This is a genomic window from Comamonas antarctica, from assembly GCF_013363755.1.
In the GTDB taxonomy this organism is placed as follows: domain Bacteria; phylum Pseudomonadota; class Gammaproteobacteria; order Burkholderiales; family Burkholderiaceae_C; genus Comamonas; species Comamonas antarctica.
Genome location: NZ_CP054841.1, coordinates 185,218 through 205,464, shown reverse-complemented (window position 1 = coordinate 205,464; position 20,247 = coordinate 185,218). Strand labels below are relative to the sequence as shown.

The following is a 20,247-nucleotide window of genomic DNA, read 5'->3' as shown; positions in this document are numbered from 1 at the left end:
CGTGGTGCCGGATCACGGCCGCCTGCCTTGCACGATGGCCTCGGCCACCACCCCCATGGCCCGCGTCACGGGCTTGTCCTGGCGCATGATCAGCCCCAGTTCCCGCGCCAGCGGCGGCTGCAGCGCGCGCACCTGAAAGCGTGCCGCGCTGCCGGTGGGCAGCGCCATGCGCGGAATGATGCTGTAGCCCAGCCCCTCGGCCACCATTTCCTTGATCGCCTCGATGCTGCCCAGCTCCATGGTGGGCCGCAGCTTGACGCCGCCGGCCAGCAGCCAGGCATCGACCAGCGTGCGCGTGTTGGCCCCGGGCTCGAACAGGATCAGCGGCAGCGCGGACAGCGCCCGCGGCGCCACCGCCTTGGGCAGCCGGGGCGCGCCCGGCGGGCCGATCAGCACATAGGGGTCCTCGAGCACCGGCACCACGCTGAGCGCGCGGCTCGACACCGGCAGCGTCACCAGCGCGAAGTCCAGCGTGTTCTGCTCCACGCGGCGCACGAAGTCCTCGGTGTTGCCGGTCGTCACCAGCACCTGCACGGCCGGATAGTGGGCGCGCACATGGCGCAGCACCGGCGGCAGCAGGTGCAGGCAGGCGGTCGCGCCCGTGCCCAGGCGCACGCTGCCCTGGATGCCGTCATCGTGCGCGCGCACCGCATCCGAGGCCTGCCGCGCCAGCTCCAGGATGCTGCGCGCATGGCCCAGCAGCGCGCCGCCCGCGGGCGTGGGCGCGACCTTGCGGCCGACGCGTTCGAGCAGGCGCGTGCCCAGGCGGCGCTCGAGTTCGCGCACCTGCTGGCTCACCGCGGGCTGGCTGATGCCCAGCATGTCGGCCGCAGCGGAAAAGCTGCCCCGGTCCACCACCAGCACCAGGGCCTGCAGCTGTTCGAGCGAGAAGAATGAAGTCAAAGATTTTCTTATGCAGTGTAGAAGCTGCGCAAGATTCCATTATTGAGCGGCCGCTGTCAAGATTCGGCGCCTGAATGCGTGCACCGTCGCCACGCAATGCCCCATGCTCCCGCAAGAGCCGTTTGCTTGTGTCCGATACTTCGTTTCCCCGCTCTGGCTGGCTGCCCCTGCTGTGTCTCACCCGTGTCTTGCAGGCGACCCTGCCCACGGCCTGGGCCGGCATCATGCCGCTGGTGATGCAGGACTGGGAGCTGCGCGCGGCGCAGGCCGGGCTGGTGCAAAGCGCCTGGCATGCCGGGTACATGGTTTCGCTGTTTTGCGTCGGCTTCATTGCCGACCGGGTCGGCCCGCGCCGGGTGTTCGGGCTCTGCAGCCTGCTCACGGCGCTCGCGGCGGGGCTGTTTGCCTGGGGCGCGCAAGGACCGGTGTCCGCGGCGCTGCTCTACGGCCTGGCCGGCCTGTGCGCCGGCGGCTGCTACAGCCCGGGCCTGCAGCTGCTGGCGCGCAATGCCGCGCCGGCGGCGCGCGGCCGGTCCATGGGCATGTTCATTGGCGCGGGCTCCTTGGGCTACGGCGTGTCGCTGGTGCTGGTGGCCGCGCTCTCGGATGCGCTGCACTGGCGCTGGCTGCTGGCACTGATTGCGCTGCTGGTGGCGCTGGGTGCGGCGGCAACGGGTTTCGCGCTGGCGCGCCTGCGCCCCGATGCGCCGCCCGCACTGGTGGCCGACGTTTGCCTGCGCGCGGCCCTCGCGCGGACGCTCAAGGACAAGCCGGCCATGGCTGGCAGCCTGGCCTATGCCGCGCATTGCTGGGAGCTGATGGCCTTGTGGGCCTGGCTGCCCGCCTATCTGGCCTTTGCGGCGCAAGGCGGCGGGCTGTCATTGGCCCAGGGCGTGGCGCTGGCGGCGCTGGCGCACCTGGTGAGCGTCGCGGGCAGCCTGCTGGGCGGCGCGGCATCGGACCGATACGGCCGTGCGCAGGTCATGCTGGCGGCCAGTTGCGCCAGCCTGGCCTGCGGGTTTGCGTTCGGCTGGATGTGGGCCGCCCCGGTCTGGGCCGTGGCCGCGATGGGCGCGCTCTACAGCCTGCTGGCGATTGCCGACTCCTCGGTCTATTCCACGGCGCTGGCCGATGTGGTGCCGGCCGAGCGCCTGGGCGCGGCGTTTTCCGTGCGTTCGGTGCTGGGATTCGGCGCCGGTGCGATCAGCCCCTGGGTGTTCGGCCTGGCGCTGGACTGGGGCCAGGCGCACTATGCGCTGCCCGGCCAGGCCTGGGTTCTGGCCTGGTCGACGGCCGGCGCCGGGTCGCTGCTTGGGCCCTGGATGATCCGGAGATTTCAGCGCCTGACGTCGGTGCGCGGCGAAAAGCCTTAACCTTGCGCCGCGTCGGCAATCGCCGGCATGGGCTCCTCATGACTTCTTCCACCACGCTCTCGACCCGTTCCACCCATCTGCGCCTGTGGGGCATGGCCGCGCTCTGGGGCGCGTCCTGGCCCTGGGGCCGCGTGATCGCCCAGACCATGCCGCCGCTGGCCGCGGCCAGCCTGCGTTTCATCATTGCCAGCCTGGCGCTGCTGCTGTGGATGCACTGGCGCGGCGGGCTGCAGCCGCTGCGGCAGCTGCGCCCGCAGCAATGGCTGGGCCTCGCCTGCGCGGCGGCGGCCGGCGTGCTGGGCTATTCGACGTTTTTCATGCTGGGCGTGCAGTTGGTGCCGGCCGGCAAGGCCTCGATCGTCGTGACGCTCAATCCCGCGGCGACCCTGCTGCTGGCGGCGCTGCTGTTTCGCGAGCGGCTCAATGCGTGCATCCTGCTGGGCATGGCGCTGGCCGTGGGCGGCGCCTGGATCGCGATTTCGGGCGGGGGCTCTATCGGCAGCTGGCTCGAGCACACCGGCCGCGGCGAACTGCTGCTGCTCGGCTGCGTTGCCAGCTGGGTGACCTATACCCTCATGGGCCGCTTCGTGATGAAGGGCCTGGATGCGCTGACCACCACCACCGCCACCTCGATGCTCGGTGCCGCCATGCTCGGCGGCTTGAGCCTGGCGCTGGAAGGAACGTGGGGCTGGAGCCCGCTGGCCGCAGCGCCCTGGACGTCCTGGGCCTGCCTCGCGGCGCTGGCCCTGGGCGCGACGGCCCTGGCCTACGCCTGGTTCTTCGAAGGCGTGAAGGTATTGGGCGCGGGCGCGGCCGCGGGCTATATCTCGCTGGTGCCGGTGTTCGGCATTCTGTTTTCCAGCCTGTGGCTGGGCGAGGCGCTGCATGCCTCGCTGCTGATCGGCGGCAGCATTGCCGTGGCGGGCATGGCGACCATGCATTTCGCGCGCTATGGCTGGCCGCGGCGCGCGGCGGTGGCGGCCCAGGCCTGAGCGCGCCGCAGCGGCGGGCGACACGGCGTGCCTACGCCATCCACCAGCGCCAGGCGGCCACGCCCAGGCCCAGCCACAGCATGACGACCAGGGCGGCGCCGGCCAGGCTGCGGGGCTTGGCGCCTTTTTCCGCCATCCACGCATCCGCCTGCACCCGGCACTGCGCCAGCACCGGCGCGGGCAACAGCTTCACCGCCAGCCAGATCAGCGCGGGCAGCAGCAGGACATCGTCGAGATAGCCCAGCACCGGAATGAAATCCGGAATCAGATCGATAGGACTGAGCGCATACGCCACCACGAACAATCCCAGGGCCTTCGCATGCCAGGGCGTGCCGGGATGCCTTGCGGCAAACCACAGCGTCACGCCATCGCGTTTGATGCGCCTGGCCCAGGACTTGATGCGGTCGTTGAGATTCATGGGCGGCATTGTCCGCCACCGCGCAGCGTGCATGCTGAAGGCGGCAGCAGGCTCCGGGCCGCGGGCCTAGAATCACGCGCTTGCTGAAGACGGAGTGCAAGTTGAATGAAGTCAATTCCGTGGCGCGCATCCTGCATTGCCACGCCAAGCCGGGCTGTGCGCCGCAATGCCAGGCGCTGCTGCAGCAGCTACTCGGCGCCTCGAGCCAGTTGCCGGGCTGCGTGTTTGCCGGGCTGGTGCCTCCCGCCTCACCGCAGGGTCCGCATCAGCTGGTGCAGCGTTTTGCGGCGGCCGCGGATCTGGCGCGCGCGCGTGCGGCGCCCGAATGGGCGCAATGGCACGCACGCCTGGAGCAGGTGGCAGCAGTGCTCGACTGCGGTCCGGTCGAAGGCCTGCAGACCTGGTCGGCGCCGCCGGTGCCGGTGATGGTGCCGCCCAAGTGGAAGCTCACGGTGGTCAGCTGGCTGGGCATCTTTCCGCTGGTGTCGCTGAGCCTGGGCGTGCTGGGCCCGCTGCTGCAGTCGTGGCCTTTCCTGGCGCGGATCTTTGTCGTGACCGTGCTGGTGGTGTCGCTGATGTCGTATGTGGTGATGCCCAGGCTGGTGGCCTGGATGGCGTGGTGGCTGCGCCGCAACTAGCCCGATCGCGGCTTGCACCGTGCCGCGTCAGCGACCGTTCCGATCGAAGCGCTGCGGCCGCTTCGCGCGCCGCTGCACAATAGCGCGATGGCCGCAATCCACTGCCGGCACCGTCCCTCCATTCCCATCCATGCGCATTCTTCACACTTCCGACTGGCATCTGGGCCAGCATTTCATGGGCAAAAGCCGCGAGGCCGAACACCAGGCGCTGATCGACTGGCTGCTGGTGCAGGTCGAGGCCGGGGCGGTCGATGCGGTGCTGATTGCCGGCGACATCTTCGACACCGGCGCGCCGCCGAGCTATGCGCGTGCGCTCTACAGCCAGTTCGTGGCGCGGCTGCACGCGGCCGGCGTGGCGCTGCTGCTGCTCGGCGGCAACCACGATGCGGTCAGCGTGCTCGATGACAGCCGCGCGCTGCTGGCCTGCCTGCAGACCACGGTGATCGCCGCCGTGGGTGCGGCGCAGGCGCATGTGGTGACGCTGCCCGAGCGCGGCGGCGCGCCCGGGTGCATCGTCTGCGCGTTGCCGTTCATGCGCGCCCGCGATGTCGTGCAAAGCCAGGCCGGGCAAAGCGCCGAGGACAAGCAGCAGGCGCTGCAGGCCGCGATCCAGGCCACCTACCAGGCGGTCTATGCGCAGGCCCAGGCGCGCCAGGCGCAGCTGCACGAAGCCACCGGGCGGCTGCTGCCCATCATTGCCACGGGCCACCTCACCACGGTGGGCGCGAGCAGCAACGAATCGGTGCGCGAGATCTATGTCGGCGCGCTCGAGGCATTCCCGACCAATGCCTTTCCCGCGGCGCACTACATCGCGCTGGGCCATATCCACAAGCCGCAGAAAGTCGGCGGCCTGGAGCACATCCGCTACAGCGGCTCGCCGATCGCGCTGGGTTTCGACGAGGCGCGCCAGGCCAAGCAGGTGCTGCTGGTCGATGTCGGACCCGCGGGCCTCGAAGCCGTCACACCCTTGCCGGTGCCACGGTTCCAGCCGCTGGCGGCGGTCGCTGCCACGCTGGCGGACCTGCCGCCGCTGCTGGCCGCCGCGGCGCAGGCGGGCACGCCGCAGCGCCCGGTATGGCTGGAAGTGACGGTGCAGGGCGATGACTACCTGCAGGATCTCGCGGTCCGCGTCGAGGCGCTGCTGCAGGACCTGCCGCTGGAGTTGCTGCGCATCCGGCGCCAGCGCGGCGCGGCGGCGGCGCAGCTGGCGGGCGCGGCGCATGAGTCGCTGGACGCACTGACGCCCGAGGAGGTGTTCGCGCGCCGCCTGGCCGCGGAGACGCTCGCGCCCGAGCTCGAGGCCGCGCTGGGCGAGCGCTACCGCGGCGTGCTGGCGCAGGTCCGCGCCGCGGCCGAGGGGCATGGCGCATGAGGATTACCCGGCTGCGCTTCAAGAACCTCAACTCGCTCAAGGGCGAGTGGGCAATTGATTTCACCCAGGCGCCGTTCACCGACAGCAGCCTGTTTGCCATCACCGGCCCGACGGGCGCGGGCAAGTCGACGCTGCTCGATGCGATCTGCCTGGCGCTGTACCACGAGACGCCGCGCCTGGGCGCGCTCACGGGCACGGCCAACGAACTGATGACGCGCCATACCAGCGACTGCCTGGCCGAGGTCGAGTTCGAGGTCCAGGGCCGGCATTACCGCGCGTTCTGGAGCCAGCGGCGCGCGCGCGACCGGGCCGATGGCGCGCTGCAGGCGCCCAAGGTCGAACTTGCCACGCGCGACGGCCAGATCCTGAGCAACCAGATCCAGGACAAGCGCCAGCGCGTGGCCGCGATCACCGGGCTGGACTTCGCACGCTTCACCAAATCCATGCTGCTGGCCCAGGGCGGCTTCGCGGCCTTTCTCAGCGCCAGCGCCAACGAGCGCGCCGAGCTGCTCGAGGAACTGACGGGGTCGGAGATCTACGGCGACATCTCGGTGGCGGTGTTCGAGCAGGCGCGCGCCGCGCGCCAGCAGCTGCAGCAGCACCAGGCCCAGGCAGATGGCGTGCAATTGCTGTCCGAGGAGGAGCGCGCGGCGCTGCAGGCCGAGGACGCGCGGCTGCAGGCCGCGCTCGCAGAAGTGCAGCAGGCGCATGCGCAGATCCAGGCCCAGCTGCAGTGGCAGCAGCAGCTCGCGCAGGCCGAGGAGGCGCTGCGGGCCGCGGGCCGCGGCCGGGAGCAGGCGGATCAGGCGCTGGCGGCCGCCGCGCCGCAACTGCAGCGCCTGGCGCTGGATGCGCCGGCGCAGGCATTGCAGCCCGTGCACCAGGCCTGGCAGCAGGCGCAGGCAGCGCAGGCCGAGAGCCAGGCGCGCTGCGCGCAACTGGCCGCCGAGCAGCACGAGCAGCGCGCGGCGCAGGCGCACCGCCACCGGCAGGCCGCCGAACTCGCGGCCCAGGCCGCGGCTGCGCTGCGCCAGCAACGCGAGGAGCTGGCCACGCAGCAGCAATCGCTGCAGCAGTATCTCGAAGTCCATGCCGCCCAGGCGGCGCTCGGTGAGCAGCTCGGCGGCTGGCGCGAGCAGCTGCGCCGGCGCGGCGAGCTGCAGCGCCGCGCGCGCACGCAGCAGCAGGATGTGCAGGCGCTCGGGCTGCAGGCCGCGCAGGCGCAGCGCACGGCCGAGGCCACGGCCGCGCGCATCGCGCCCGCCGTGCTGGCCCGGGATGATGCCCAAGCCGCGGTGCGCGCCGCCGAGGCCGCGCTGCCCGCCGAAGGCAGCGCGGCGCTGCGCACGCGCTGGCAGCAGCAGCAGGCGCAGGCGCATGGCTGGCAAAACCTGCTTGAGCGCGCGCACGAGCGCCAGCAGCTCGCGCAGCAGCTGCAGGGCCTGGTGCAGGCGCAGCAGGAGGCCGCGCAGGCGCAGCAGGCGCGCAGCGCCGAACGCCAGCAGCTGCTCGGGCAATGGAAGCTGATGAAGGACCTGGTGGCCAGCCAGCAGCTGCTGCTCGAGCGCGAGCAGCTGATCCAGGGGCTGGATGAACACCGCCGCGCGCTGCAGCCGGGCGAGGCCTGCCCGCTGTGCGGCGCGCTCGAGCACCCGGCCATTGCCAGCTACCAGGCGCTCGATGTCTCTGCCACGCGCGCGCTGCTGGCGCAACGCCGGGCCGAACTCGATGCGCTGCGCCAGCAGGGCGAGGCCGCAGCCAGCGAACTCGCGCGCGCCGAAAGCACGCAGCGCGCCGTGCAATTGCAGCAGCAGGCGCTGGAGCAGGATCTGGCCACGCGCTGGCAGCCCGCCTGGCAGGCGCTGCGCGCGCAGTTGCCGCCCGCGCAGGCGCCGGACCTGGACGACTGGCAGCAGCCGCAGCGCCTGGCCCTGGCCCAGGCGCAATGCACGCAGGCGCTGGGCGCATTGGGCCAGGCCTTGCAGGCGGCGGAGCAGGGCGAGCAGCGGCTGCGCGCCGCGCAGGACCAGGCGCACGCATGCGAGCGCGCGCTGCTGGCCGCGCAAAGCGCCGATGCGCTGGCACGCCAGGCGGCGCAGGAGCTGGACACGCGCGTGCAGTCGGCCGCGGCGGCGCTGCAGGCGCTGGCCGCCGAGGACGCGGCGCTCGTGGCGCAGCTGCAGGCCGGGCTGGCCGAGGCCGGCCAGGGTCCGCTGCCCGCACCGGAGGACGCGGATCGGTGGCTGCAGGCGCGCCAGGCCGCATGGCAGCAATGGCAGGCCGCGCAAGCGCGCCAGCAGCAGCTGGCCCAGGCGCTGGCCCGGCTGGAGCCGGCCTGCGACACGGCGCAGGCCGAGGCGCAGCAGTGGGCCGCGCGCTGGCACGCCTGCGCGCATGAGGCCAGCGGCGCGGCGCCGGAGCCGGCCGCTGATCTGGCGCACTGCGCGCGCGCGATCGAGCAGGGCGAGGCGCAGTTGGCCAGCCAGCAGGGCCAGGCGCTGCAGGCGCAGGCGACGCTGGCGCGGCAGTGCGCGGCTGGCGCGCAGCGCGAAGCCGCCTGGCAGCAGGCGCTCGCGGCCAGTCCCTGGAGCGATGAGCAGGCTTATCTGCAGGCCGTGCTGGCGCCGCTCGAGCGCGAGCGCCTGGCAGCGCTGCAGCAGCAGCTGCAGGGCGAGGCCCAGCAGCAGCGCGCCTTGCAGGCGTCGGCGCAGGCGCGCCACCGGCAATTGGTGGCGCAGGCGTTGACCGATACCCCGCCCGCGGAACTCGGCGCGCGGCTGCAGTCGCTCGACGAGCAGCGTGCCGAGCTGGGTGCGCAGCGCGGCGCGGCCGGCGCGCGCCTGCAAGACGATGCCCGGCGCCGCAGCGGCCAGCAGGCCCTGCTCGAGCGCATCGCGCAGCAGGCGCGCGACTGCGAGCTGTGGCAGCACCTCGATGGCCTGATCGGCTCGGCCAAGGGCGACAAGTTCCGCAAGTTCGCGCAGGGGCTGACGCTGGACCATCTGCTGCATCTGGCCAACCGCCACCTGCTGCGCCTGCACGGCCGCTACCGGCTGCTGCGCAAGCCCAGCGGCGTGCTCGAGCTCGATATCGCCGACAGCTGGCAGGGCGATGCGGTGCGCGACACGCGCACGCTCTCGGGCGGCGAGTCGTTCCTGGTGAGCCTGGCGCTGGCGCTCGCGCTGTCCGACCTGGTGAGCCGCAAGACCTCGATCGATTCGCTGTTCCTCGACGAAGGTTTCGGCACGCTCGATGGCGATGCGCTGGAGACCGCGCTGTCGGCGCTCGATGCGCTCAACGCCAGCGGCAAGATGATTGGAATCATCAGCCACGTCGAGGCACTAAAGCAGCGCATCCCCGCGCAGATCCGCGTGGAGAAGGGCGGCGGCGTGGGATATTCCCGTCTTGTGCTCTAGGGCTGCGCTGCGACAATCCGGGCGGCGCGGGCATGTGCCGCGCCGTCCCCGTCCAACCACCCAGGGCCCATTTCCCGATTGCCAATGAATTTCAAGTCCATCGCCAAAATGGATCTGGGGCGCCTGATTCTGGCCCTGACGATTGCCAGCGTGCTGGTGTCGCTGGCCAATACGCTGCATGCCAGCTACCAGGTGCAGCGCCAGCAACTGATCGACGCCGCGCTCGAGACCAACCACGCCTATGCCAGCAAGCTGGCCGCGAGCACCGATGATTTCTTCGCCTCGATGATGCAGCAGCTGGCCTATGCGGCGCAGGTGGTGGCCAGGGACTTCGACAACCCGGCGCTCCTCAAGGCCGAGTCCGAGCGGCTGTTCCTGCAGACCGACAGCTTCAACTCGATTGCCATCATCGACCGGCAGGCGCAGGTCGTGTCGCATGCGCCGCAGACGCTGCAATTGCTGGGCAGGAAGCTCGAGACGCGCGGCGTGCGCAAGGCCCTGGCCGACCGCAAGCCGCTCATCAGCCAGCCCTATCTGTCGGCCGCGGGCAACCTGGTGATCTCGGTGTCGCAGCCGGTGTTCGACGCGCAGCGGAACTATCTGGGCATGATTGCCGGCACCATCTACCTCAAGCACGAGAACTTCCTCAACCGCCTGCTGGCCTCGCATTACTACCAGGACGGCTCCTATCTCTATGTCGTGGACCAGCAGCGGCGCCTGATCTATCACCCGCTCAACAACCGCGTCGGCACGGCCGTGGAGGACAACCTGGCCATCGAGGAGGTCATCGCCGGCATCGCGGGACGGCGCGAAGTCACCAACAGCGAGCATGTCGCCATGCTGGCCGGCTATGCCATCGTGCCGGCGACGGGCTGGGGCGTCGTGGCCCAAAGGCCAAAGACGGCCACGCTCGCGGCGCTCGATACGCTGATGCTCAAGGTGCTGCTGCACGCGCTGCCCGTCGCCGCGCTGTCGCTGGTGTTCATCTGGTGGTGCGCGCGGCGCATTGCGCGCCCGCTCCAGCAGCTTGCCAGCGGCGCGCGCACCATGGACGACCCGGCCACTGCCGGTGACATCCGGCGTGTCAGGTCCTGGTACTACGAAGCCGCGGAACTCCGGCAGGCCATGCTGGTGGGCATCGGGCTGCTGCAAAGGAACATCAACCGGCTGCGCCAGGATGCGCAGACCGATGCGTTGACCGGCCTGGGCAACCGCCGCACGCTCGACCAGGCGCTCGCGGCCTGGGAGCGCGAGAAGACGCCGTTCGCGGTGATGAGCGTGGATGTGGACTTCTTCAAGAACGTCAACGACACCTACGGCCACGATGTGGGCGACGGCGTGCTGCGCGCGCTGGCGCAGCACATGCGCGACTGCGCGCGCGAACGCGACGTGTTCTGCCGCATTGGCGGCGAGGAGTTCCTGGTGCTGTTGCCACGCACCAGTCCCCAGGTCGCGCTGCAGGTGGCCGAGCGGCTGCGCCAACAGGTCGAGCGCGCCGACATGGCGCCGGTCGGCCGGGTCACGATTTCCATCGGCATTGCCCACTGGGCCGGCGACGCGCAGGGCACCGCCGAGGTATTCAAGCGTGCCGACGAGATGCTCTATCGGGCCAAGCGCGCGGGCCGCAACCGCGTGGAGGTCGATATGCCGGAAATCCGCCGCGAGGCATGAAGCGCGTGGGCGGCGCAGGTAGGATATGCCTGAAAACGAGGTCCCCATCATGCGATTCATCCTCTCTTCGCTGCGCTGTGCGCTGCTGGCACTGGGCAGCGCGGCCTGCGCACTGCCGACGCTGGCCCAAGACACGGCGCTCTCGCCCCAGCACGCTGCCTGCATGGACAAGGCCGGCGGGGTCACCCTGGCCATGGTGGAATGCATGGTCAGCGAGCTCGGGCGCCAGGACAAGCGCCTGAACACCGCCTACGGTGCGCTCATGGTCGAGCTGGCGCCTGAGCGCAAGAAGCAGTTGCAGTCCGCCCAGCGGCTGTGGCTGCAGTACCGTGAGGCCAATTGCAGCTTTTATTTCGATCCTGATGGCGGCAGCCTGGCGCGCGTTGCCGCGCAAGGCTGCCAGTTGCAGATGACGGCCCAGCGCGCCCAGGAACTCACGGATTTGCGGCCGATGCGCTGAAGCCTGCACAAGGGCACTGGGCGCCGCCGGCATGTCAGTGCAAATCGCCATTTGCATGGGTGGCGTTCGATCTATTATTCGGATCGTGGCCCGGCTAATGATCGATAGCGATAAGCGATTGGCAAAAGGCGGCATGCCGGAGCGATTCACGTAATATGCAAACAAACGGAAATACCGGTGACTCCAGGAGGTTGAAGCCTTCTTTTGACCATCAAGGATGCTTTAGTGAAACTTCGCGCTGCAGCCGTTGAAAACCAGCCGCATGGGCGGATGCGTGCGCGCGGAGATCGCGGAGATCGCGGAGATATTTCCGAGCTTCGGCCTCCCATGAGCCGCAAGGCCTTGGCGGCCGCGCTTTTGGCCACCGCGCTGGCGGCCGTGCTGCCGGCCATTTACTGGGTCTCGCGCAATCAGCTGGCCGACCAGGATCTGCGCTCGGCCGTGGCCATGGAAAGCAGCGACATCAAATACCTGCTGCAAAATCAGTTCAATGGATTCGAGCTGATTGCGCGCAGCGTGCGTGGATTTATCGACGGCTCGGAAAATGTCACCGCGCAGGAATTCCATGTTTTCATCGATTCCCTGAACCTGCAGACCATCGCGCCTGGATTGCAGGGCGTGGGGTATGTGCGCTGGGTCGCGGGCAACAACGCGGCGGCGCGGGCCCGGCAGCTGCTCGAGACCAAGCAGGGCAGTGACCGCTATGCGATCCGGCCGCCTGGCGTGCGCGATGCCTATGCGCCCATTGTTTTCATGGAGCCCAGAAACGGCAATGAGCAATCGATTGGATTCGACGTGTTCTCGGTGCCGCAGGCCAGAATCTCCGCCGAGCAAGCCAGTGAAACCGGCGATCTGATCGCCACCGAGAAGATCACGCTGGTGCAGGACGGGCCCCAACGCAGCGTGGCCGGATTCGTGCTTTATCTCGCGGTTTACACGCCCGACCCTGAGGATAGCGGCGGGCCCGAAGTGCTGCGCGGCTGGGTCGACCTGCCATTTCGCCTGGTCGATGTGCTGCAGCCGATTGCCGAGTCCCTCGAGCCCGGGCTGCAGCTGGTTTTCTATGAAAAGGACAGCACCGGCGCGCAATTGTTCTCGCACGGATTTCCCAGCGGCGCTGCGGACAATGCCGCCAATCCCGCGGCCGCGCGCTACGCGAAAGCGGATTATCTGGCGTTCGCGGGCCGGCAATGGCATTTCCGCATCATTCCCACCGAGGACTATGTCGAGCGCAAACACAAATCCACCCACCACTGGGTGGCCTCGATCGGCCTGCTGCTGAGCGTGTCGCTGGGGCTGAGCCTGTTCCTGCTGCTGACGTCGCGCGACCGCGCGCGCGCGCTGGCGCTGGAGATGACCTCGAGCCTGCGCAACACCACGGCCGATCTCAACGATACGCTCGATGCCATTCCCGACCTGCTGTTCGAGATGGACCTCGACGGGCGCTATCTGGCGATCCGCACGAGCAACCAGGCCAATCTGAACCTGCCGGTGGACCAGGTGCTCAACCGCACCGTGTGGGACGTGCTGCCGCCCAAGGCCGCGCAGGTGCTGCACAACGCCATCAAGGAGGCGCATGTGCTCGGACGCAGCACCGGCAACCGCCTCGAAACCGATGTTGCCGGCGGGCCGCGCTGCTTCGAGCTGTCGGTGGCGCGCAAGCAGCGCATGGTGGGCATGGCGCCGAGCTTCATCGTGGTGTCGCGCGACATCACCGAGCGCACGCGCGCCGAGCGCCAGGTGCACCAGCTGGCCTATTTCGACGTGCTGACCGGCCTGCCGAACCGGCGCCAGTTCCTGGCCATCGCCCCGCACCTGATCGAGGACAACACCTCGCGCGACGGCTATGGCGCGGTGTTGATGCTCGACATCGACCACCTGAAGATGATCAACGACCATTGGGGCCACCAGTGCGGCGACGAGGTGCTCAAGCATGTCGCGGCGCGCACCAGCGCGGCGCTGGACCCGCGCCATGTCGTGGCGCGCTTCGGCGGCGACGAACTGGTGATCGTGCTGAACCATCTGGGCAAGGACTTCGCGCCGGCCAAGCAGGCCGCCGAAAAGGCCTGCCAGGACATCCTGGCGCAGATCGCCGATCCGGTCGCCTTCGACGCGCGCGAGTACCACGCCTCGGTCAGCATCGGCGTGGCGCTGTTCGACGGCGACGGCCGGTCCATGGATGAAATCATCAGCGGCGCCGACTCGGCGATGTACCTCGCCAAGAACGACGGCCGCAACACCTACCGCTTCTTCGACCAGGAGCTGAAGAACGTCATGGCCGAGCGCGCCGCGCTCGAGCAGGACATGCGCACCGGGCTGGACACGGGCGAGTTCTACCTGGTCTACCAGCCCCAGGTCGACCTGCACGGCCAGGTCATCGGCGCCGAGGCCCTGTGCCGCTGGCAACACCCGCAAAAGGGCCTGGTGTCGCCCGCGGTCTTCATCGACATTGCCGAGAAAAGCGGTTTCATCCGCCAGCTCGGACACTGGGTGCTGGAGCAGGCCTGCAAGACGCTGCGGGGCTGGCGCGCGGATGCGCGCCTGTCGCGCCTGAGCCTGGCGGTCAATGTCAGCGCCCAGCAGTTCCACCACCCGGATTTCGTGCCGCAGACCTTGGCACTGATGGCGTCCAGCGCGATCGACGCCGAGCGGCTGGAGCTCGAACTCACGGAAAGCATCTTTGCGCAGGACGTCGAGCAGATTGCCGAGAAGATGCAGACCCTCAAGGCGCTGGGCGTGTGCTTTTCGCTGGACGACTTCGGCACCGGCTATTCGTCGCTGAACTATCTCAAGCGCCTGCCGCTGGACCAGCTCAAGATCGACCAGTCGTTCGTGCGCGACGTGATTGCCGACAGCTTCGATGCATCGATCGTGGCGGCCATGATCTCGCTGGGCGAAAGCCTGGGCCTGAAGGTGCTCGCCGAAGGGGTCGAGACGCCCGAACAGCTTGAATTCCTGCGCAGCCGCGGCTGCCGGCTGTTCCAGGGCTACCTGTTTGCCAAACCGCTGTCGGAGGCGGATTTCCTGGCCTCTTTGCGGCAGGGCCCGGCCGGCGCCGGAGCGCAGGCCTGAGCGCGGGCGGCGGCCACAGGCGCTCAGCCGCCGGTCTTTTGCTCTCGCACTTCCTTGGCCGGCGCCGGCAATGTGGACAGCATATACATTGCCAGCGTTTCATAGAGCGGCCGCGCCAGCATGCGCGAGACCAGGCTCGCCAGCATGGCCGAGGCCATCAGGCTCAGCACCATGGCGTGGCCGTCCACCATCTCCATCACGATGATGAAGGCCGTCAGCGGCGCCTGCGTCACGGCCGCCAGAAACGCCGCCATGCCCATGGCAATCAGCGCCGGGGCGATCTGCGGGCCCATCAGCTCTGCCACGTTGTGGCCCACGCCCGCGCCGATCGACAGCGAGGGCGCGAAGATGCCGCCCGGGATGCCGACCCAGGCCGACAGCCAGGTGGCAATGAACTTGAGCGTGACATAGAGTTCGGGCACGTCGGCCTGGCCGACCAGCATGTGCTTGACGGCTTCCGAGCCCGCGCCAAAGGTCGCGCCGCCGGTGGCCAGGCCGATCACGGCCACGGCCAGCGCGCCCGCCGCGGCAAAGCGGATGGGAAAGCGCGCGCGCCAGCGGTTCAGCCGCTCGGGCGCGGCGGTGAGCGATTGGGCCAGCAGCTTGGCAAACAGGCCGCCGAGCACGCCGCAGGCCAGCGTGACGCACAGGCCCGGCAGCAGGGCGTCCCACGACAGCTTCGGCACCTGGATGCGGCCGAAATAGCTCAGGTTGCCAAACGCCGACACGCCCATCAGGCCGGCCAGCACGATGGCGGCAATGATCAGGCCGCTGGAGCGCGATTCAAGCTTGCGCGACAGCTCCTCGATCGCAAACACCACGCCGGCCAGCGGTGCGTTGAACGCCGCGGCAATGCCGGCGGCGCCGCCCGCGACCAGCAGCGCATGGCTGCTGATGCCCGACTTGGGCCCGAGCCAGCGGCGCGCATGGTGCATGACGCCCGCCGCCACCTGCACCGAAGGTCCCTCGCGGCCGATCGACAGCCCGGCGGCAAAGCCCAGCGTCGACAGCGTCATCTTGGCAAACGACAGCCACAGCGACACGAAGCGCGCGCGCAGCGAGGTGTCGAGCGCCGGATCGAGCGCGACGACCACCTGCGGTATGCCCGAGCCCGCGGCGCCCGGCGCCCAGCGCCGGGTCAGCCAGACGGCCGCCGCCGTGACCGCGGGCATCCAGAACAGCACCAGCCAGCCGCCCTGGAAACCGTAGATGTGCAGGAACAGCTCGAACGCGGTATCCGCCATCAGCGTGAATGCCACGACGCACAGACCGGCGGCCACGGCATAGGCCAGCACGATGGCGCGGTCCAGCCAGCGCCTGCCGTCGCGGAGTTCTTTGTGCAGGTTCTGAAGGAAATCCGGTTCTTGATGCATCCGTGCCCAGCCGCTTGTCAAAGCGCCTCATTGTGCATGAGGCGGACGCGGCCCGCAGGGCCGGCGCGTGCGACCCTGGCCGCGGCCGGGTCCCGGGCCGCCGCAGCTTCGCCGCTGCCAAGGCACCGCCAGCTTGCCGGCTTTTCCCGGCGGTGCGACGCAGCGCGTGCGCCATGGGCTTACAGTCGCTCCCATCCGCAGCGCGCCAGACAGACGGCTGGCGGCCGCCTTAGGCCCGGTTCCGGGCGCTGGCGTGAATGAGTATTGTTTGCTAAGGATCCATTGTGAGAAAAATTCTGTGCCTGCTTGCAGGCCTGTTCCTCTCGGCGGGGCTGCTCCATGCGCAACCCGCGGCCGCGCCCGCGGACGCGCGCCAGCTCTGGCAGTTGCTGGACTATGTGGCCGTCGACTACGGCGGGGCGGTGGAAAACGGCGCCGTGGCGAGCGAAAGCGAGTATGCCGAAATGCTGGATTTCACCGAAAACGCCGCCCAGCAGATCCAGCAGCTGCCGGCGCATGCCTCGCGCGCGGCAATTGCCGAAGCCATCAAGGCGCTGCGCGCCGCCGTCGAGCGCAAGGCCGAGCCGGCCGAGGTCGCGCGCCTGGCCCATGCGGCCAATGCGCTGGTGATTGCCGCCTATCCCATGCCGGTCGCGCCCAAGGCCTTGCCGGATCTGGCGCGCGGCGCGGCGCTGTATGCGCAGCAGTGCGCGTCGTGCCACGGCGCCACCGGCGATGGCAACGGACCGCTGGCCGCCAGCCTGGACCCGCGCCCGATTGCCTTCACCGACCGCGAGCGCGCGGCATCGCGCAGCCTGATGGCGCTGCACCAGGTGATCTCGCAGGGCGTCGAAGGCACGTCGATGCCGAGCTTTGCAGCCTTGCCCGAAGAAGACCTCTGGGCGCTGGCCTTCTTTGCCGGCACGCTGTCGTACGACGAGGCGATGCGCAGCCGCGGCGCGCAGCTGTGGCAGGATGCCAAAACCAGGCAAGGCTTTCCCGATCTCGCGGCCGTGACCACCACGACCGAACTCGCGGCCGCCGAAACCCTGTCCAAAGACGCGGCGCGCGATGTCACCGCCTATCTGCGCGCCCATCCGGACGCGGCCGAGGCCGGCAAGCCCGCGGGCCTGACGCTGGCGCGCCAGCGCCTCAAGGAAAGCCTGGCCGCCCTGCACGCCGGCAACCGCAGCGAGGCCACGCGCCTGGCGCTGTCGGCCTATCTCGACGGCTTCGAGCCCATCGAGCCCATGGTCGGCGCGCGCAACAAGTCGCTGCTGGTGGCGGTCGAGGACGCGATGCTCAACTACCGCTCGCAGGTGTCGGGTGGCACGCCCGAGCAGGCGCAAGCCGCGGCGGCGCAACTCGACCAGCTGTTCGCGCAGGTCGATGAGGAACTGGGCACGGCCCAGGCCGCGCCGCTGACCACCTTCATCGGCGCGCTGACCATCCTGCTGCGCGAAGGCCTGGAAGCGCTGCTGATCGTGGTGGCGATGATTGCCTTCCTGAAGAAGGCCGAGCGCCGCAATGTGCTGTATTACGTGCATGCGGGCTGGATCAGCGCGCTGGTGGCCGGCGCCTTCACCTGGGTGGTGGCCACCTTCCTGGTGGAGATCAGCGGCGCGAGCCGCGAGGTCACCGAAGGCGTGGGCTCGGTGTTCGCGGCCGTGGTGCTGCTGAGCGTGGGCATGTGGATGCACAACAAGAGCGCCGCGGGCCGCTGGCAGTCCTATCTCGACGAGAAGCTGTCGGCGGCCGTGGCGCAGCGCTCGGCCTGGGCCTTGTTTGCGCTGGCGTTCATTGCCGTCTACCGCGAAGTCTTCGAGACGGTGCTGTTTTACTCGGCGCTCACGGCCGACGGCAACAACGGCGCGCTGCTGGGCGGCTTCTTCACTGCCGTGGCGCTGCTGGCCGTCGTTGCCTGGATCCTGCTGCGCAGCAGCGCGCGCATGCCCATCGGCAAGTTCTTCTCGATCACCTCGGTGCTGGTGGCGGTGCTGGCCGTGGTGCTGATCGGCAAGGGCGTGGCCGGGCTGCAGGAAGCCGGCTGGATCGGCGTGCACCCGGTACTCGCGCCGCGCATCGAGATCCTGGGCGTCTTCCCGACGCTGGAGACGCTGCTGGCCCAGGCCGTGGTGCTGGCCATCGTGCTGGCCGGCTTTGCGCTGAACCGGCGCGCCGGTAGCAAGGCGCTGGCGCGCTGAAAGCCAGCAACCGGCGGCGACGTGCCGCCGGTGCGGGCCGCGGTCAGACCCCCACCACGGTCTTTGCAATCAGTCCCAGCTGCACTTCGGCCGCGCCGCCAAAGATGGTGAAGGCGCGGCTGTTGCAGTATTCGGGCACCAGCACGCTGGGCCGCAGCGCGCTGTGCGCGGGGTCGCTGCGCCAGCGCAGGCCGGACTGGCCGAGCGCGTCGACGCCCAGCTCGGCAATGCTCTGCTTGAGGCGGCTGGCGCGCAGCTTGAGGATCGACGCCACCGGCCCGGGGTTGGCGCCGGGCGCCAGGCCGCCCATGGTGCGCAGCTCCAGCCACTCGAAGCTGTCGATATCCGCGACGACCTCGCCGAAACGGCGCGCGAGTTCATCCGGGATGTCATCGCGCGCGGCCAACGCATCGGCCACGCGCTTGAGCTGCGAGCGCAGGCGCGGGCTGAAGATGCCGGCGCCGCGTTCGAACTCGAGCAGGTACTTGGCGCATTCCCAGCCCGCGTTCTCCGCGCCGACACGCTCGGCCTGGGGCACGCGCACGTTCTCGAAATGCACTTCGTTGACATCGTGGTCGCCGCCGATGGTGGCGATCGGCCGCAGCGTGATGCCCGGCAGCGCCATGTCGATCAGCAAAAAGCTGATGCCCTGCTGGCGCTTGCCCTCGCTGCTGGTGCGCACCAGCGCGAACATGCGGTTGGCATGGTGGGCGTGGGTGGTCCAGATCTTCGTGCCGTTGAGCACGTAATCCTCGCCATCGGGCTCGGCGCGCAGCTGCAGCGCCGCCAGGTCCGAGCCGGCATTGGGTTCGGAAAAGCCCTGGCACCAATAGTCGGCACCCGACAGGATGCGCGGCAGGTAGAAACGCTTTTGCGCCTCGCTGCCGTAGCGCAGCAGCACCGGGCCGACCAGCCGCGCGCCCATGGGGTGCACCAGGGGCGCGCCGGCAAGCGCGCATTCGGTCTCGAAGATGAAGCGCTGCAGCGCCGTCCAGCCGGTGCCGCCCCATTCGCGCGGCCACAGCGGCACCAGCCAGCCGCGCTTTTGCAGCGCCTGCTGCCACGGGCCCGAGACCTCGGGTTCGGGATACATCGCGCTGGTCGCGGCCTGGCCGGCGATCAGCGCGGGGGTCAGCTGTTCGGCCAGAAAGGCGCGCACCTCGGCGCGAAACGCCTGGTCGGCGGGGCTCAAATCCAGATTCATGCGGCCATCTCCATCGTGGCATTACCGGGGCCAAGCGTTCGGCTTTGCGCAAATCGGCCGCTGGCCAGCAAGGCGCGGCCGGCGCGCAGCGCGTGCGCCGCGCCATCGCCATCCCATTGCGCAAAAGCCATCAGGCTGCGAAAGCTGCTGGCAATCGGCAACTCCTCGCAGACGCCCATCGCGCCATGCAGCTGCACGCATTCCTGCGCCACATAGCGCGCGGCACGCGCGAGCTTGGTTTTGAGCAGCGCTGCCTGCCATGCGCAGTCCGCCGCGTTGGCGGATGCCAGCGACAGCGCTGCCAGCTCGCACGCGGCCTGGGCCTCGGCGCAGCAGACGGCCATCTCGGCCAGGCGGTGCTGCACCACCTGGAAGCCGGCAAGCGGCTGGCCGAACTGGCGCCGCTGCTGCACATAGGCCGTGGTCTGTTCGAGCGCGGCCTGCATGCTGCCCGTGGCGGTCCAGCAGCGCGCCACCAGGCCCTCGGCCAGCACGCGCTGCAACGCCTGCGCTGCATTGCCTTCGGACAGGCGGCTGGCGGCATCGAGCCGAACGCCGGCAAAGCGCAGATCGGCCGCGCGGCCGCCATCGCTGGTGTCATACGCGTCGATCCCGATGCCTGCGGCCCCGGGGTCGACCAGAAACAGCGCGGGGCTGTCATCTTCCAACGTGGCCGACACCAGCCAGCGCGCGGCGCCCGACGCCGAGGCAACGCAGCTTTGGGAGCCGTCGATCACCCAGCCCGCCGCCTGGGAGCGGGCGCGCAGCGCCGCCGTGCCGTGGGCCAGCGCCAGGCGGTGGGTGCCCGCAGCAACGCCGGGCAGCCAGGCCTGCTGCTGCGCCTGCGAGCCGGTCAAGGCCAGCAGCCGCGCCGCCACCAGGCAGCCATCGATCCACGGCTCGACCACCAGATGCCGGCCCAGCGCGCGCGCGAGGAGTCCGGCCTCGAGCGCGCCCAGCGCCATGCCGTCCATGTCCTCGGGCAGCACCAGGCCGAGCCAGCCGAGTCCGGCCATGGCCTGCCACACCGCGGCATTGCCGCCGTCGCGCCACAGGCTGGCTTCGCGCTGGCGGAAGTCGTAGTGGTGCCGCAGCCAGTCGCTGGCGCTGTCGGCGATCAGCTGCTGTTCTTCGGTCAGGGCAAAGTCCAT

The 20,247-nt window shown here is 69.8% G+C and carries 14 protein-coding genes; 9 read left to right on the top strand and 5 right to left on the bottom strand.

Annotation, left to right across the window (positions count from 1 at the left end; all coding sequences use genetic code 11):
• Nucleotides 1-12 precede the first annotated feature (12 nt).
• Nucleotides 13-903, bottom strand: coding sequence for a LysR family transcriptional regulator (locus HUK68_RS20315; protein WP_244146411.1), 891 nt, complete (start codon nucleotides 901-903; stop codon nucleotides 13-15).
• Between the two features lie 128 nt (nucleotides 904-1,031).
• Here HUK68_RS20315 and HUK68_RS20310 point away from each other — a divergent pair, with 128 nt between their 5' ends.
• Together HUK68_RS20310 and HUK68_RS20305 are read left to right on the top strand one after the other, a co-directional pair.
• Nucleotides 1,032-2,276: an MFS transporter gene (locus tag HUK68_RS20310; RefSeq protein ID WP_244146410.1), complete on the top strand. Its 1,245-nt coding sequence runs from the start codon at nucleotides 1,032-1,034 to the stop codon at nucleotides 2,274-2,276.
• Between the two features lie 38 nt (nucleotides 2,277-2,314).
• Nucleotides 2,315-3,268 (top strand): DMT family transporter, encoded by a 954-nt coding sequence (locus HUK68_RS20305; RefSeq protein WP_244146409.1) that lies wholly within the window; start codon nucleotides 2,315-2,317, stop codon nucleotides 3,266-3,268.
• A 31-nt stretch (nucleotides 3,269-3,299) separates the two neighbouring features.
• Here the strand turns inward: HUK68_RS20305 and HUK68_RS20300 are convergent, their stop codons facing one another.
• Nucleotides 3,300-3,686 carry a YkvA family protein gene (locus tag HUK68_RS20300; RefSeq protein WP_175506068.1) on the bottom strand — a complete coding sequence of 129 codons (387 nt, stop codon included), beginning with the start codon at nucleotides 3,684-3,686 and terminating at the stop codon, nucleotides 3,300-3,302.
• 101 nt (nucleotides 3,687-3,787) lie between these two features.
• Here HUK68_RS20300 and HUK68_RS20295 point away from each other — a divergent pair, with 101 nt between their 5' ends.
• The 6 genes from HUK68_RS20295 to HUK68_RS20270 all read left to right on the top strand — a co-directional run bounded on the left by HUK68_RS20295 (nucleotide 3,788) and on the right by HUK68_RS20270 (nucleotide 14,315).
• Nucleotides 3,788-4,324 (top strand): putative antibiotic biosynthesis monooxygenase, encoded by a 537-nt coding sequence (locus HUK68_RS20295; RefSeq protein ID WP_175506067.1) that lies wholly within the window; start codon nucleotides 3,788-3,790, stop codon nucleotides 4,322-4,324.
• Nucleotides 4,325-4,454: 130 nt separating this feature from the next.
• Nucleotides 4,455-5,696 (top strand): exonuclease subunit SbcD, encoded by a 1,242-nt coding sequence (gene sbcD, locus HUK68_RS20290; RefSeq protein ID WP_175506066.1) that lies wholly within the window; start codon nucleotides 4,455-4,457, stop codon nucleotides 5,694-5,696.
• Nucleotides 5,693-9,112 (top strand): AAA family ATPase, encoded by a 3,420-nt coding sequence (locus HUK68_RS20285; protein WP_175506065.1) that lies wholly within the window; start codon nucleotides 5,693-5,695, stop codon nucleotides 9,110-9,112. Before sbcD ends, HUK68_RS20285 begins: the two co-directional genes overlap by 4 nt.
• 84 nt (nucleotides 9,113-9,196) lie before the next feature.
• Nucleotides 9,197-10,783: a sensor domain-containing diguanylate cyclase gene (locus HUK68_RS20280; RefSeq protein WP_175506064.1), complete on the top strand. Its 1,587-nt coding sequence runs from the start codon at nucleotides 9,197-9,199 to the stop codon at nucleotides 10,781-10,783.
• A gap of 49 nt (nucleotides 10,784-10,832) precedes the next feature.
• Nucleotides 10,833-11,243: a lysozyme inhibitor LprI family protein gene (locus tag HUK68_RS20275; RefSeq protein ID WP_175506063.1), complete on the top strand. Its 411-nt coding sequence runs from the start codon at nucleotides 10,833-10,835 to the stop codon at nucleotides 11,241-11,243.
• A 327-nt stretch (nucleotides 11,244-11,570) separates the two neighbouring features.
• A complete protein-coding gene (locus HUK68_RS20270) occupies nucleotides 11,571-14,315 on the top strand; it encodes a bifunctional diguanylate cyclase/phosphodiesterase (RefSeq protein ID WP_175506062.1) in 2,745 nt (914 codons plus the stop codon).
• 23 nt (nucleotides 14,316-14,338) lie between these two features.
• Here HUK68_RS20270 and HUK68_RS20265 read toward each other — a convergent pair whose 3' ends face one another.
• Complete coding sequence (locus tag HUK68_RS20265) at nucleotides 14,339-15,688, bottom strand: chloride channel protein (RefSeq protein WP_175506061.1); 1,350 nt, start codon at nucleotides 15,686-15,688, stop codon at nucleotides 14,339-14,341.
• A gap of 284 nt (nucleotides 15,689-15,972) precedes the next feature.
• Here HUK68_RS20265 and HUK68_RS20260 point away from each other — a divergent pair, with 284 nt between their 5' ends.
• On the top strand, nucleotides 15,973-17,892 hold the full coding sequence (locus HUK68_RS20260; protein WP_434082475.1) for an FTR1 family protein: 1,920 nt from the start codon (nucleotides 15,973-15,975) through the stop codon (nucleotides 17,890-17,892).
• A 43-nt stretch (nucleotides 17,893-17,935) separates the two neighbouring features.
• On the opposite strand, the gene HUK68_RS20255 is transcribed toward HUK68_RS20260, so the two are convergent.
• Together HUK68_RS20255 and HUK68_RS20250 are read right to left on the bottom strand one after the other, a co-directional pair.
• A complete protein-coding gene (locus HUK68_RS20255; RefSeq protein WP_175506060.1) occupies nucleotides 17,936-19,096 on the bottom strand; it encodes an acyl-CoA dehydrogenase family protein in 1,161 nt (386 codons plus the stop codon).
• Nucleotides 19,093-20,247 carry an acyl-CoA dehydrogenase family protein gene (locus HUK68_RS20250; RefSeq protein WP_175506059.1) on the bottom strand — a complete coding sequence of 385 codons (1,155 nt, stop codon included), beginning with the start codon at nucleotides 20,245-20,247 and terminating at the stop codon, nucleotides 19,093-19,095. The genes HUK68_RS20255 and HUK68_RS20250 overlap by 4 nt, the downstream gene beginning before the upstream one ends.